Below are 15,401 nucleotides of genomic sequence, written 5' to 3'. Positions count from 1 at the left end.
AAAATTCAGGAATGAGCATTTTACACAAAGCCAAAGATTATGTTGAAATCTTATTCAAAGATAAGTTATCTTCAGTATATTCTTACCATAATTTTATTCATACCACCTATACGGTAAATAAGGCAGAGGAAATTATGAAAAACACGCCTGTCTCGAGCGAGGATCAGGAAAAAGTGTTGTTGGCACTTTGGTTTCATGATACGGGCTACATTGTAAGTCCGCAGAATCATGAAGAGAAAGGTGTTGAGATTCTGAAGGAATTTCTATTAAAAGAAAATTATCCTGAAAGCTATATCGAAGATGTTTCGAAACTTATTTTAGCGACTAAAATTACGTACCAACCCCAGAATCTTTTAGAGAAAATAGCAAAAGATGCAGATTGCAGTCATTTTGCGAGCTATGATTATAATGATATTTCGGATGCTCTGAGAAAAGAGTGGGAGCTTACCAATGTAAGATGTTTCTCTAATGACGAATGGAATGCCGGAAACCTTGAGATGCTTAAAAATAAGCATCAGTTTTATACGGATTATGCCAAAGAAAACTGGGAGCCGCTCAAAAAGAAAAATATCAAAAAGATAGAGAAAAAGCTAGAAAAAGAGGAGGAGAAGAAAGAGAGTTCTGAAAGTAAGAAAGAACCGAAGGAGTCCAAAGAGCCCAAAGAGCCTAAAGAAGCAAAATCAGACAGAAGTGTAGATACGCTGTTCAGAATTACATTGAACAACCATACCAGACTAAGTGATATTGCAGACAGTAAAGCGAATATTTTACTTTCAGTAAATGCTATTATCATTTCGGTTTGTCTTTCTGTTTTGGTTCCGAAGCTGGATGCTCCAAAAAATGCACACCTTATTATTCCTAGTTTTGTGTTGTTGTTATCTAGTGTTTTAACAATTATTTTTGCCATCCTATCCACAAAGCCTAATGTTACTAAGACTCAATTTACCAAGCAGGATATCGCAGATAGAAAAGTAAATCTTTTGTTTTTTGGAAATTTTCAACAAATGCTGTTTGATGATTACCACGATGCGATGAAAGATTTGATCAAAGATAGAGGTTATATTTACGATTCTATGGTGAAAGATTTGTATTATTTGGGGAAAGTTTTGGAGAGAAAGTATAAACTTTTATCCATTACATATCAGATTTTTATGGTAGGGATTATTCTTTCTGTTTTATCTTTTGCCTATGCTTTTCTTTCGTTATAATTTTAATTTAATCTAAAAGAAATGATTGTAAGACAGCGTACAAATTGGCTGAAAATGTTGTTTATATGGAGAGGATCTGTGTTGAAGAAAATTATTGTTCAGCTTGTTCTTATTACGTTGTTCTCTTTGGCGGTCTATCTTTTTAAAGGAAAAATATACGATTATAAAGTTCACCTTAATCCTACAATTTTTACACTGATTGGCCTTGCATTAGCTATTTTTATGGGTTTCTGCAATTCGGCAAGCTATGACCGTTATTGGGAAGGAAGAAAGCTTTGGGGATTATTGGTGATTGAAACCAGATCTCTGACAAGACAGATATTTTCATTAATCAACGGTTCTTCTTCAGAAGCAAAAGAAGAAAAGCGAAAAATTGTTAAAATGATTTCTGCGTTTTGTTGGTCACTAAATTACCAGCTGAGAGATAAGTCCGGAACTGAGCATCTTTCGCGGTTGCTTTCTCCTGAACAAGTGAAAGAGCTGGAAGGTAAAAAATTCATACCAAGTATTATTTTGGGATCTATTGCAGATTGGCTGAGCGAACAGAATAAAAAAGGGAATATAGATACAATTGTCTTGACTTCTTTAGATCATCAACTGAATCAGTTTTCTAATATTTCCGGTGGTTGCGAGAGAATTTACAACACGCCTTTACCTTTTGCATACAGTGTTTTACTACACAGAACGGTTTATCTGTATTGTTTTTGGTTACCGTTTGGATTAGTCGACAGCCTGGGTTGGATGATGCCTTTGATCGTTTTATTAATCAGTTATACCTTCATTGCTTTAGATGCTATTATTCAGGAAATAGGAGAGCCTTTTGGGGAAGAAGAAAATGATCTTGCGTTGAACAGTATTTGCAGAACCATTGAGTTCTCTATTTTCGAACAGGCAAATATTCCGCAAGGTGAATTGAAGAAACCGGATTCTTATTTTGTGGATTAATCTTCCTGCGTAAAAGAAACTCTTAAAGCTAATAATCCTGTGATTCCCTGCAAATCTTCTACTTTTAAAAATTCTACGTCAGGCTGAAGAATCCCTTTTTTCTGAAGCTTGGAAATATAATCAAGGTATTCTTTTTGATTTTCCATTCCGAAATAAACAATAGTGATTTTTCCGGGACAGGTTATTCTTTCCGTTGAATCTTTTATGTGGGCTTTATCCAGACGTTTTTTAATGATCTCATAATACGAATTATAGGCTCCATCTACATCAAAACGTTTTTCATCCATTCGGAAACGGATGTCTATTTTTTCGTTATAAACAAAAATAAGAGAAGCAATATCTAAAGAGATTGGTAACCCTTTTTTGAAACTCTGAAACTCCTGTTCCATTTTACAGACTGTTTTTAATTGCCAATATCTTAGCTGATTAACAATCTTTGATGAATACGTAAGATCTGGAGCAATATTTTGTCCTGTGAATAAATTATGCTCTATTCCATCTGACTTAAATCTTTCATAATAATGAGGAAAAATTTGCTGTGCCTGTACCTGACTTTCATCTAATATATCTGCCAGTTTTCTATTGACCAACGTGATAGAATCATCTAAACTCTTTCTGTTGGCATAGAATAAATCATTTTGAATGAAAACCTGGGTAAAATAATCCTTGATCTTGGTTTTAAGTTCTTCGGTAGACTGTATTTCTAATTTACCTTGTAGATAAGGATGAATTTCATCTCTCAATAGTCTTTGAAGACGTTGTTCGGTATCTGCTTTTATTTCATTGTTTAATTCATTCTCAAAAACATCTAAGGCCAGCAAATATTTTTCTGAATCTGAATTAATGGATACAAAGATGTCGTGAAGACAATCCATCTGCTGATTCAAATCTTCCAGCATTAAATTAAAACGTTTTTCCGAAGACGAACGAATGTCGGAGAAACCAAAAAGCGGCGTCAGTGTTTTAAATGAAATTTGCTTTAAAGTATATATTTTTTTTGCCATTGAGGCATTGAAATATTTTTCAGCTTCATTTCTGAATTTCCAGACTACGCTGTCGTGTATGGAAGTATATTCTCGCTGGATTATGGCTTCAATCTGATAATTTTTTTCAAAACTGAATCTGTTGATTGAAAAAAGAATCATGTCTGTGAAGAACTCCAGCTTTTTTAATTTTAATCCGTTGAAACTATTTGCCTGAGATGAAGTAAACTCCATAATAGCGAGTAATTCGCTGTCTCTCATGATAGGAATTACCATGAAACTATTGATGTTGTTATCTTTTAAAATACTGAAAGAAGGAATGTTTTTAACTTCTTCATCCAAGTTATCCACATTGGAAACAACAATTGCTTTGGAATTGTGATTTAAATTATCAAATGTATTTTTTCTGGTTTCTTCATCAAAAGCATTGATCCAGAAATCTAAAATATGATGGGTGAAAACGTTTTCGTAGATGGGAAGTTTTTCAAGCTTTTGATCTTTTTTGTTAAAAAGCATTAATCCAAAATTAAGCTCAGGAACATCAAAATAAGATTTGAAAATTTCCGTTAGGTTTTCATCAGGATTCAGGTTTTCGGGATCAATCTGTATCATGCTTGATTTTAGATCAGACAGCGCCACCTCTGAAGTGCAATCAACAAGAGAAATAATGGTAAAGCCTTTAAGAATCCAAGATTGTGGTGGAAAGTATCTTTTCCAAAGCTTGAAGTCATCTATGTTTTCCAACAGCATATGTAGAACTTCATCAGACGGAATTATTGTGTTTTCCGCAGGATAAATTTCAATAAAATCTGAGTTTACTGTGATTTTATAATGCTTCATGATTCCCTGTTTATTCGGGATATCATAATAAAAGGGTAGGGTGCTTTTTATATCTCTTTTGAAATAACTCTGTAAAATAAGGCAGCAGCAGAATACATAGAACTCATCATCATCAATGTTTCGAAGCTCTATCTCAAAGTCTTTTCCAGCATCTTTTAGAATATCTTTAAACCTTTCGGTATAATTAAATGTAATATTAGAAAGCGGAATACTTGCTGCTTTTATTTCATTATTGGTTAAACCTGTTGGAAAAAGGTCGGCCATTAAAAGCTTGATGAGGTCTTCATGTTTGTCTAGTAATGAGACATCCTGAAAGCCATCTTTAAGCTCTTTGAAATTTTTAGTTTTATCAATTAATGATTCGGCATAATTGACGCGATACTCCAAACGGTCGTTATAACGGATATGTTCCAGCACATCCAAATACTTTTTGAATGACATGTAAACCTGAAAGGGAGCGTCTTTTTTATAGAAATTTGCCAAAAACCGAAATTTCAAGTAAAGTTATAAAAAAAGCACAACTTTAAGGTTGTGCTTTTATATTTTTATGTGGTTGACTCTTACAACCCAAACTGTTTTGCAAATAAATCTGGAGCAACTCCTAACATAATGATTGAAGCAATAATAACAACGGCAACAATATTATACGTAAGGGTTACTTTTTCTGATGTCTTGAAAGTTGTTTCTTTATAGAAGAACATCGCAATAATTAATCTTAGGTAAAAAGCAATTGAAATTGCAGAACCTAAAACAGCTACCAATACTAAGAAAGCGGCACCGTTCATTGCTTGAGAGAATAAAGCAAATTTACCCATGAAACCTGCTGTTAAAGGAACTCCAGCCATTGATAGTAATGAAATCGCTGCAACCGTTGCCAATAAAGGCTCAGATTTAGCCAATCCTTTGAATGCTCCGAAAGAAGTTTCTCTCTTTAATTTTTCTACCCAGATCAAGCACATAAATACTCCTACTGTAGATAACGAATAAGCAAATAAATAGAATGCTAAGTTATATGTAGAAAGGTTCGTCATTCCGAAGAAAACCAAACCGATGTATCCTGCGTGAGAGACTGATGAATACGCCAACATTCTCTTCGCATTAGTCTGTGCAAGACCCATTGCGTTGGCTAAGAATAAGGTGATGATTAAGAATACTCCAAATACATTGATCCAGTCATGAGTAACGCCTGCGAAGCCAATCGTCATCAATCTGAATAACGCATAGAATCCTGAGATTTTCACAACACTTGCCATGAAAGCTGTAATCAATGATGGTGAACCTGAATAAACATCAGGACTCCACATGTGGAAAGGTGCTAATGCCACTTTAAATGCCATGGCACAAAGCATCAACAGAACGCCCAGAATGAACATTACATTTTTGGGATTCTGTGTTCCGAAATCATGAATTTTATATAAATCGAAAGTTCCTGTACTTCCATAAATAAACGCAATACCAAACAAGAGGAATCCTGTTGCAAATGCACCCATTAGGAAATATTTAATAGAAGCTTCGTTTGATCTTAGATCAGTTTTGTTGGCACCCGCCATTACATATAAAGGAATGGAAAGAATTTCTACTCCTAAGAATAATGTTACTAAGTTTTGGAAACCGAAAAGTACGATCCCTCCACATAATGCAAACAACATTAATGCATATAATTCTGACTGGTGGCTTCTGTGATTGCTGAATGCAAAACCTCCCAAAAAGAATAATAATAAAGTAGTTACAATTGATATTTTTGTAAATAAGGCAGTATTTGCAGTATAGTCATACATGTGTCTGTACTTTTCGAAAAAAGCAAGTTCTGGCATGAAGCTTACATACAATGCGATGATTAATCCAAAAATCCCAATGTATCTTGCGAATTTTCCTTGTTCGAAAACTCCTGAAAATAACGCAACAATTGCCGTTAGGAAAACAATAATTAAAACACTCATAATATAGATTTGAGATTTGAGAACTGAGCATTAGAATAAAAATAGCTTCTAAATTTCATACTCTCTCTTAATTTTTTAATTTTTAAATCTTTTAATTTCTTAATTAGCCATAGCTGTGTAGATAAACTTCACTGAGCTACTTACCATTGTAATTACCGGTTGAGGGAAAATACCCAGTAAGATCACAAAAACTGCGATACTTGCCAATACAGAAAACTCTACTGCAGATAAATCTTTTGCTGTGCTTAATACGGCATCATTTCCTTCTCCGAACATTGCTTTTCCGTAGAATCTCAATAAGTAAACAGCACAAAGAATTACCGTAAGACCAGCGATTACTGCTGCTAATCCGTTAAAATCATATACAGATTTCAACAAGATAAATTCTCCGATGAATCCGTTGGTTAATGGAACTCCCATTGAACCTAATACAATGATCAAGAATAATACAGCAAACTTCGGCGCCACTTTCGCTAAACCTCCCATTTGTCTGATGTCTCTTGATTTAAATCTCTTATATAAAATATCACAACAGTAGAATAAACCTACCACGTTAATACCGTGAGCAAAAGTTTGTACTAAAGCTCCTTCAGCACCTTCAATGTTGAATGATCCTCTTAAAGTAACTACTGCAGAAGCAAAGATACCCGCTACCATTAATCCAACGTGAGAGAAAGATGAGTATGCAATGATTCTCTTCATATCCGTCTGGATGATTGCAATTAATGCTCCGTGAACAATTCCTACAATCGCAAGAATGATTACAATTTGTCCTGAAATTCCTGCAATTGGAATTGGAGTAATTGGTAATAAGTAACGAAGAACTCCATATACTGCCATCTTTAGCATAATACCAGATAACAACATCGATCCTTGAGTAGGAGAGTAGGTATAGGTATCAGGCTGCCAAGTATGGAAAGGGAATACCGGTAATTTCACTGCAAAAGCAAAGAAAATAAACCAGAAGACCACAGTCTGTTGAGTTTCGTTAAGTGAAGCATTGTATAGATCTGTTAATGCAAATGATGCAGAATGATTGTAAACATAAATCAATCCTACTAACATGAATAAAGATCCAACGAATGTATAGACAAAGAATTTCGTAGTGAATTCTAATCTTTTATTTTCCTGTCCCCAAAGTCCGGCAATAAACCAAATTGGGATCAAAGTTACTTCCCAGAAAATGTAGAACAGTAAACCATCCAAAGAGGTGAAAACTCCTACCAATCCGAATTGCATAAGCAAGATCAAACCATAGAAAGAGTTTTTGTAACTCACATTTTCATTAAACGAAGATAAAATGATGATCGGCGTTAAGATGTTGGTCAATAATAAAAGCAGCAAGCTCATCCCGTCAATCCCGAAATGAAGAGAGCTTTTAATAAATTGTGACCAAGGATAATTGATCTCGTGCTGTAATACACTGTCTACGGTAGGATTAAAATCGAAATCCGCAGCGATGTAAAACGTAATAAGCATTTGAACCAATGCAATTCCTAGTGCTAAATATTTGCTGGATTTATCTTTCCAGGCAAAAACCAGTCCCGATCCTACTAGAGGTAAAAGCAATAATGTTAATAATAAACAAGACATTATTATTGTAGTATAAAGTTAACAATCAGTATAATTCCCACAGCTAAAGACATGATAAGTATATATGTCTCAACGTTTCCGTTTTGGATACGTTTCATAGATCTACCGCTGTCTTCAGCGCCTTCGCCCACAAAGTCAACGAAACGATCTAGTATTCCCTTATCAAACATCTTTCCTCCACGTCCTAATCCTTCAACAGTTTTTACAATTAATGCATTGTAAAGTTCGTCTACATATAGTTTTTTAGCAGAAAGCTTTTCCCATCCGGTGTAGTTCTCTTCAGCAAGAGCCATTTTCTTCTTATTTACATAAGTATTTTTCACAATAAACCAAACAGCGAAGAACATTAATACCGTTGCTCCAAGAAGGATCATTTCAGTATTAAAAGGAACTCCTGAAAGTGTTGATTCCATTTGTTTGAAACTTTCCTCGGTAAGAACAGGTTTCAGCCATTCCATTAGTTTAGCATAATGACCATGTCCGATAAAGTGAGGAAGGTTAATTAATCCACCCAATACAGAAAGAATAGCCAAGACGATCAATGGTAATGTCATACTTGTCGGGCTTTCGTGTAAATGGTGTTTCTGATCTTCTGTACCTCTGAACTCTCCGTGGAAAGTCAAATAATACAGTCTGAACATATACGTTGCAGTGATTGCCGCTAAAATGAATAACATTACCCAGTAAATAGGGTTTTTAGCATAAGCAGCCACTAAAATTTCGTCTTTAGAAATCATCCCCGATAATAAAGGGAATCCTGAAATTGCCAATGTTCCGATAAGGAATGTAGCGTGCGTAATAGGAATGTACTTTTTAAGACCTCCCATGAAACGCATATCCTGTTCGTTGCTCATGGCGTGAATTACAGAACCTGCTCCTAAGAATAACAATGCTTTGAAGAAAGCGTGCGTCATTACGTGGAACATTGCTGTTGTATACGCTCCTAATCCTAAAGCGATGAACATGAATCCAAGTTGTGAAACTGTAGAATAAGCCAATACTTTTTTGATATCGTTTTGACGAAGAGCATAGAAACCGGCTAAAGCAGCGGTTAAGAATCCTATTAATAAGATTCCGTCCTGAACAGTTGGCGCTAATGTAAATAAGAAGTTTGATCTTACTACTAAATAAATACCTGCCGTAACCATCGTGGCTGCGTGAATCAATGCTGATACAGGAGTTGGTCCTGCCATCGCATCCGGTAACCAAGTATATAAAGGAACCTGAGCCGATTTACCAGTTGCACCGATAAATAAACTCGCCGTAATAAAGATAATTACAGTTCCGTCTAATTCAAATTTCCCAGCGTTTTGAGCTACTGTAAGGTAATCTACCGCATTGGTTTGAGCAGCAATCATAAAGATACCGATCAATAATGCTAAGTCACCAATTCTGTTCATGATGAAAGCTTTTCTTGCTGCTTTACCATATTCTTCGTTGGTATACCAGAACCCAATCAATAAATAAGAACACAATCCTACACCTTCCCATCCGATGAATAAGATCAGGTAGTTGCTTCCCATTACTAATAATAACATTGAGAAGATAAATAGATTTAAATAAGTAAAAAACTTATAGAAACCTTTATCATGACTCATATATCCGATAGAGTACAGGTGAATCAAAGATCCGATTCCTGTGATGACCATAATCATCATTAATGATAATTGATCAATCTGGAAACCAAAATTGATCTGAATTCCATTTACTCTAAACCATTCAAAAGCTTTTACAATCACAGGCTGACTTTCAGAATCGAAATTCATGAAAAGGCTTACTGCGATACAGAAAGATCCGAAAACAGCAATCGTAGCCAAGCTTCCAACAACTATCTTTGGAAGATTTTTCCCGAATAAACCGTTAATAAGAAAACCTAAAAGTGGTAAAAGTACTATTGCATACACTAAATTTTCCATTCTTATCCTCTTAATTTATTAAATATACTTACATCCACAGAACGGGTATTTCTATATAGCATAGCAATAATTGCCAAACCTACTGCTACTTCCGCAGCAGCCACCACCATAATGAAGAAAACTAAAAGTTGTCCGTCGCCATTCCCTTTGTAGGCTGAAAATGCAGCTAATAAAAGGTTTGTAGAATTCAGCATAAGCTCAACACAACCCAAAATAACAATAGCGTTTTTTCTCAACAAAACTCCCAATACTCCCAAACAGAACAATACTGAAGAAAGAATTATGAAATAATCTAGAGGGACGCTTTGTATAAATGTATTTACTTCTCCCATAATTTTATAAATCTTTTTTACCGATTAATACCGCACCTACAATACCTGCTAAAATAAGAATCGAGGCAAGCTCAAACGGCAAAACATATTCGTTAAACAAAAGTCTACCCAGATTTTTAGTAAGACCAACCCCTTTGTCTACATTATCTGCAACAATGTGTTTGTCTTGTACTCCTCTAAATACGCCTAAAACTCCAATTAATAAAAGACCTGCTGTAAAAACACCAATAAATTTTAAAGTATTGCTCTTCTTACTTTCGTCTTCTTTATTAAGGTTAAGCATCATCAGTATATAAAGGAATAATACCATGATTGCTCCGGCATATACTATAATCTGAATAATTGCTAAGAACTGTGCATTCAAAAGAATGTACATTCCTGCAATGGAAAACATCGTGACAATTAATGACAAAATAGCATATAAAGGATTTCTTGCAAATACAAAATACACTGCACTAGCCACTGCTAAAAACGCCACCAAGAAAAATAAAAACTGATCCATTATTTTACCGCATTTTTTTGTTTCTCGGATTGTCTTGTAGTGATATCAATCCTTTCATTTATTTTTTCGACTAACTTTTCCTTTCCGTAGATGAAAGAACCTCTGTTGGTTTCCACGTCTACCAATCTGTCTGTAAGATAGATTGCAGATTTCGGACAAGCTTCTTCACACATACCGCAGAAAATACATCTTAGCATATTGATTTCATATACTGAGGCATATTTCTCTTCTCTGTAAAGGCCTTTTTCTTCTTTAGTTCTTTCAGCAGCAGTCATTGTAATTGCTTCTGCAGGGCATGCAACCGCACAAAGTCCACAAGCTGTACATCTTTCTCTGCCTTCCTCGTCTCTTTTCAAAACGTGCTGACCTCTCCAGATAGTAGTTCTCGGCTTCTGTACTTCAGGATACGAATAAACTGCAGGAGCACCTTTCATAACGGTTCTTACAGCATGCTTAAATGTAATCCCCATACCTTTGAAAATCGCCGGGAGGTAGATTTTCTCAGCAAGGGTCATTTCTTTGTTAGAAACAACTTTTGATCTGTTAGTAAGTTTCATTTATTTTATTTTTTTTAGGCCGAATTTTTATTCAGCGTTAAAAATATATTCTTATCTATTTCTTAGTTTGCAAATGCTAAAATTACAGCACCTGTAATAATTAAGTTCACCAATGCCATTGGAATTAATGTTTTCCAACCTAGGTGCATTAATTGGTCATATCTAAATCTAGGAAGCGTCCATCTGATCCACATAAAGATCAAGATTCCGATCACTGTTTTAGATAAAAATGCTACAACACTCAAGATTCCTGCAGTGTTCTCACCCCAGTGTTGAGTTACCCATTCAATTCCAGGATAGTTATACCCTCCGAAGAAAAGAACTACCATGAAAGCATTTGAAATAAACATATTCACATATTCACCGAACATGTATAATCCTAATTTCATTGATGAGTATTCTGTAGAATATCCTGTTACCAATTCAGATTCACATTCCGGTAAATCGAAAGGGTGTCTGTTGGTTTCTGCCAAAGCAGCTACGAAGAATACTAGGAAGGCAATTGGTTGGTAGAAAATATTCCAGTTCATACCATCAATGTGAAACAATCCCCAAAGTTTTCCTGTAGTTTGGCTTTCAGTAATTACTTTTAGATCTAAACTTCCTGTCATCATAATGATAGAAAGTAAAGCAAGTCCCATTGCCAATTCATAAGAAATCATCTGAGACGAAGCACGGATGGCACCTAATAATGAATATTTGTTATTCGAAGCCCAACCTCCGATCATGATTCCATAAACGCCAATAGAAGCCATTCCGATGATAAACAGTACACCAACATCAATGTTAGCAACCTGTAGATCAAAAGAAGTACCTCCAATATTTAAACTTTTACCCCAAGGAATAACCGCTCCTGTGATTAATGAAATAAACATTACCAAAGCCGGTCCTAATACAAATAGGAATCTCTCTGCATTGGCAGGCGTAAAATCTTCTTTAAAGAAAAACTTTCCACCATCTGCAAGAGGCTGTAGTAATCCGAAAGGTCCGGCTCTGTTGGGACCAATTCTGTCTTGCATAATAGAAGCAACTTTTCTTTCTGCCCAAGTAGAGTAGGCTGCTATCGTTAATGATAACAAGAAAAGCGCAAGTACAAGTATAAGTTTAAATGTAAGTAAATCCATTTTTTATTTATTTAGATACTAGATGTCAGATGTCAGATTTTAAATCTGTTGTCTAATGTCTGAAATCTCATGTCTTAAAGATTAAAATTATTTTTCGTCTTTTTCACTGATTTCCTTAGCCATTGGATTGTCTAAAACTCTTAGCTCATCCTTAGGCTTTTCATAGTGATTCAATGAAATAACAGAATGTCTGTCGATATGTCTAGGACCTTCAATATTCCAATCTGAAAGTTCTTTTCTTTCGAAACGACATGTATCACAGATGAATTCTTCAACTTCTCCCCACTGATCTTTTCTGGCAGTAACTCTTACAATTTCGTCACCTTTCATCCAAACAACAGCTTTTCCTGAACATTTACCACATTTACAAGTAGCATTCATTGGTTTTGTGAACCAAACTCTGCTTGCAAAACGGGAAGTTCTGTCTGTTAATGCTCCAACAGGACAAACATCGATAATATTTCCGATGTAGTCATTATCTAAAGCTTTATTTAAATAGGTAGAAATTTCTGCGTGATCTCCTCTGAAAAGAATTCCGTGCTCTCTTGAATCTGTTAGTTGATTTGCTGTCAATACGCATCTTGCGCAAAGAATACAACGGTTCATATTCAACTTAATGTTCGGACCAAGATCATCTGCTTCGTATGTATTTCTTTCAAACTCAGTTCTTGTCTGAAGATTTCCGTGCTCATACCCAAGATCCTGAAGATGACATTCACCAGCCTGATCACAAACAGGACAGTCTAGTGGGTGATTTACTAATAAAAATTCGGTAACCGCCTTTCTTCCTTCCTGAGCTTTTTCAGAAGAAAGATTTTTAACTTCCATACCATCCATTACGTTAGTTCTACAACTTGCAACTAATTTTGGCATAGGACGGGGATCTGCTTCTGATCCTTTCGAAACTTCTACTAAGCAAGTTCTACATCTTCCTCCACTGGTTTCCAATTTGCTGTAATAGCACATTGCAGGAGGTACAGATTTTCCACCGATTTGTCTTGCTGCTTCCAGAATAGAAGTACCAGGCAAGACTTCAGTAGTCTGTCCGTCTATAGTTATTGTGAATTTTTTAACCTCTTCGCTCATATTCTATGCTTTCGCTTATGCTTTTAAGGCGTTAAGCTATATTTTAATTATACTTCTTCGTGTTAAATGTATATCCGACTCCCGCAAGAATCTGTCCGAAAACAAAGTCTTGTCTAGCCTTGTCAGGTTTATTATTTAATGTGGTTTTAATATCCCACATATTAATATATCCTGCTTTTCCTTCTAGTCTTAGCATCCAGTTTTTCCAGAAAACTAAGTTAAGACTGGATCTGATATCGGTTCCCATACCTGCAACGTGAAAACGGTCACTTCTTTCATTTCCAAAAAGTTTTACATTGCTTTTAGGAAACATTACTCCGATTCCTGCTCCGTAAGACCATACTAAATCTATATTTTTCTTATGAATTAGGTTTTGGTATTTCTCAAGACCTAAATTTTCATAATTTAATCCATCTGTATGTTCAAAGGTAAGAAACTGTTCATCTGCTAAATTCACCTGTCCGTTCTGTACCATTCCTGCATATTTAGGGTCTGAAATGTGACCTTTGAAATCTACAGTCTGCTTCTGATCCATCACATATTTCATATGATCTATCCCTAAAACAAGAGCTAAGTTATCTTTAATAAAGTAACCGGCTCTGAAATTATACTGTACTACTGTAAACCACGCCGGATTTACATATACTATTCCAAATTTTGTAGGTCTGTCCTGAGCAGATACATTATTCAACTGAAAATCATAACCGTTACCTGTAAAATGGATATCAGAATTACTATAAGCAGATCTGTTCCATCCAAAGAAAACAAACATTTGACCTTTCTTGCTTAATGGTAAAGGTTTTTCTTTCTTTTCAGCTTTATAAGGAGTAGCTTCTACCTTAATCTTTTTAGGTGTACCTGTAGCAATATCTTTTACAGCTTCTTCAAAAGACATTTCTCTAGGTAAAGTGTCATTTTTAGCTCTTTGTCCAAAAACAAAATTCGACATCATTAAACCAACAACTAATAACTTCTTCATTTTAACTAAGCATTTTTTTCAACAGCAGGAATTGGATCTGCATAATTTGCCAGCCCGTAATTTTGTGTCTGAGACAATTCCGGATTTTTCACGTGCCATTCAAACTCGTCTCTAAAGTGACGAATTGCTGCTGCAACAGGCCAAGCTGCTGCATCACCTAGAGGACAAATGGTATTTCCTTCGATTTTTCTCTGGATATCCCAAAGTAGATCAATATCCTCCATTTTTCCTTCTCCTTTCTCAATTTTCTTTAAAATTTTATGCATCCACCCCGTTCCTTCACGGCAAGGTGTACATTGTCCACAACTTTCATGGTGATAAAATCTCGCCAACGTCATGGTATGTTCTACGATACACTGGTCTTCATCTAAAACAATGAAACCTCCTGAACCCATCATTGTTCCGGTAGCAAATCCACCATCAGCTAATGACTCGTAGTTCATGTATCTTGGTTCTCCGTTTACGGTTCTTAATAATAGATTAGCCGGAACAATTGGCACTGAACTACCTCCCGGAATACAAGCTTTTAGCTTTTTACCGTTGGCAATACCACCACAATATTCATCAGAGTAAATGAATTCTTCAACCGTAATGGTCATATCGATTTCATAAACTCCTGGCTTATTAATATTTCCACAAGCAGAAATTAATTTTGTACCTGTAGATCTTCCAACTCCAATTTTAGCGTATTCAGCTCCTGTAATATCAATGATAGGAACAATTGCCGCAATAGATTCAACGTTATTTACAACCGTTGGTCTTTCCCAAAGTCCTTTTACAGCAGGGAATGGTGGTTTTAGTCTTGGGTTTCCTCTTTTACCTTCAAGAGATTCAAGCAATGCTGTTTCTTCACCACAGATATAAGCTCCACCACCTCTTTGAACATAAATTTCACAATCGAAACCAGTTCCTAAGATGTTTTTACCTAAAAATCCTGCAGCTTTAGCTTCTTCAATGGCTTCTTCTAAAATATCAGGAATCCAAGAATATTCTCCACGGATGTAGATATAAGAAACATTTGAACCTAAAACAAAAGATGAAATCAACATTCCTTCGATCAATAAATGAGGAAGATATTCCATCAAATATCTGTCTTTGAACGTTCCCGGTTCAGATTCATCAGCATTTACTACCAAGTGTCTTGGTACGCCTTCCGGTTTTGCCAAAAAGCTCCACTTCATTCCTGTTGGGAATCCTGCTCCACCACGTCCACGAAGTCCGGAAGTTTTTACTTCTTCCAAGATTTCCTCAGGTGTCATTTTCAAGGCTTTTTCAGCTGCTGTATAACCTCCCTGTTTACGGTAAGTTTCAAAGTAGCGAATACCTTCTATGTGTGCGTCCTTAAGTAAAAGTTTTTTACTCATTTTTATATGCTTTTAGCGAATGGCTTTTACAC

General features: G+C 35.5%; 13 protein-coding genes. 2 read left to right on the top strand and 11 right to left on the bottom strand.

The genetic code is table 11. The features are described from left to right. Positions 1–11: 11 nt before the first annotated feature. Entirely contained in the window at positions 12–1,208 is a 1,197-nt protein-coding gene (locus tag BUB80_RS12310; protein ID WP_073293228.1) for a Pycsar system effector family protein, read from the top strand. A 21-nt stretch (positions 1,209–1,229) separates the two neighbouring features. Continuing rightward, entirely contained in the window at positions 1,230–2,153 is a 924-nt protein-coding gene (locus BUB80_RS12305) for a bestrophin family protein (RefSeq protein WP_073293226.1), read from the top strand. Here BUB80_RS12305 and BUB80_RS12300 read toward each other — a convergent pair. The 11 genes from BUB80_RS12300 to nuoF all read right to left on the bottom strand — a co-directional run bounded on the left by BUB80_RS12300 (position 2,150) and on the right by nuoF (position 15,369). Continuing rightward, positions 2,150–4,459, bottom strand: coding sequence for a GAF domain-containing protein (locus BUB80_RS12300; protein ID WP_083547150.1), 2,310 nt, complete (start codon positions 4,457–4,459; stop codon positions 2,150–2,152). The genes BUB80_RS12305 and BUB80_RS12300 overlap by 4 nt on opposite strands. A 77-nt stretch (positions 4,460–4,536) precedes the next feature. Further along, positions 4,537–5,916, bottom strand: a complete 1,380-nt coding sequence (locus tag BUB80_RS12295; RefSeq protein WP_073293224.1) for an NADH-quinone oxidoreductase subunit N — start codon at positions 5,914–5,916, stop codon at positions 4,537–4,539. Between the two features lie 99 nt (positions 5,917–6,015). Beyond that, positions 6,016–7,509: a complex I subunit 4 family protein gene (locus tag BUB80_RS12290; RefSeq protein WP_073293222.1), complete on the bottom strand. Its 1,494-nt coding sequence runs from the start codon at positions 7,507–7,509 to the stop codon at positions 6,016–6,018. Positions 7,510–7,511: 2 nt separating this feature from the next. Further along, on the bottom strand, positions 7,512–9,425 hold the full coding sequence (gene nuoL / locus BUB80_RS12285) for an NADH-quinone oxidoreductase subunit L (protein WP_073293220.1): 1,914 nt from the start codon (positions 9,423–9,425) through the stop codon (positions 7,512–7,514). A 2-nt stretch (positions 9,426–9,427) separates the two neighbouring features. Next, positions 9,428–9,757 carry an NADH-quinone oxidoreductase subunit NuoK gene (gene nuoK / locus BUB80_RS12280; RefSeq protein WP_054512965.1) on the bottom strand — a complete coding sequence of 110 codons (330 nt, stop codon included), beginning with the start codon at positions 9,755–9,757 and terminating at the stop codon, positions 9,428–9,430. Positions 9,758–9,761: 4 nt separating this feature from the next. Further along, positions 9,762–10,259, bottom strand: a complete 498-nt coding sequence (locus tag BUB80_RS12275) for an NADH-quinone oxidoreductase subunit J family protein (RefSeq protein WP_054512964.1) — start codon at positions 10,257–10,259, stop codon at positions 9,762–9,764. Beyond that, complete coding sequence (locus tag BUB80_RS12270) at positions 10,259–10,816, bottom strand: NuoI/complex I 23 kDa subunit family protein (RefSeq protein WP_054512963.1); 558 nt, start codon at positions 10,814–10,816, stop codon at positions 10,259–10,261. The genes BUB80_RS12275 and BUB80_RS12270 overlap by 1 nt, the downstream gene beginning before the upstream one ends. A gap of 62 nt (positions 10,817–10,878) precedes the next feature. Next, positions 10,879–11,940, bottom strand: coding sequence for an NADH-quinone oxidoreductase subunit NuoH (gene nuoH / locus BUB80_RS12265; RefSeq protein ID WP_073293218.1), 1,062 nt, complete (start codon positions 11,938–11,940; stop codon positions 10,879–10,881). Positions 11,941–12,027: 87 nt separating this feature from the next. Further along, on the bottom strand, positions 12,028–13,026 hold the full coding sequence (locus BUB80_RS12260; RefSeq protein WP_073293216.1) for an NADH-quinone oxidoreductase subunit G: 999 nt from the start codon (positions 13,024–13,026) through the stop codon (positions 12,028–12,030). Positions 13,027–13,069: 43 nt separating this feature from the next. Continuing rightward, the gene (locus BUB80_RS12255) at positions 13,070–14,005 is read right to left on the bottom strand and encodes a hypothetical protein (protein ID WP_139262673.1); all 936 of its coding nucleotides are present in this window, start codon (positions 14,003–14,005) and stop codon (positions 13,070–13,072) included. A 5-nt stretch (positions 14,006–14,010) separates the two neighbouring features. After that, positions 14,011–15,369, bottom strand: coding sequence for an NADH-quinone oxidoreductase subunit NuoF (gene nuoF, locus BUB80_RS12250; protein ID WP_073293214.1), 1,359 nt, complete (start codon positions 15,367–15,369; stop codon positions 14,011–14,013). Positions 15,370–15,401: the final 32 nt, after the last annotated feature.

Origin of the sequence: Chryseobacterium polytrichastri (genome assembly GCF_900142445.1) — a bacterium.
Lineage (GTDB): Bacteria > Bacteroidota > Bacteroidia > Flavobacteriales > Weeksellaceae > Chryseobacterium > Chryseobacterium polytrichastri.
Note: the sequence above shows the minus strand (reverse complement) of the source record. Positions and strands in the feature narration are given on the sequence as shown.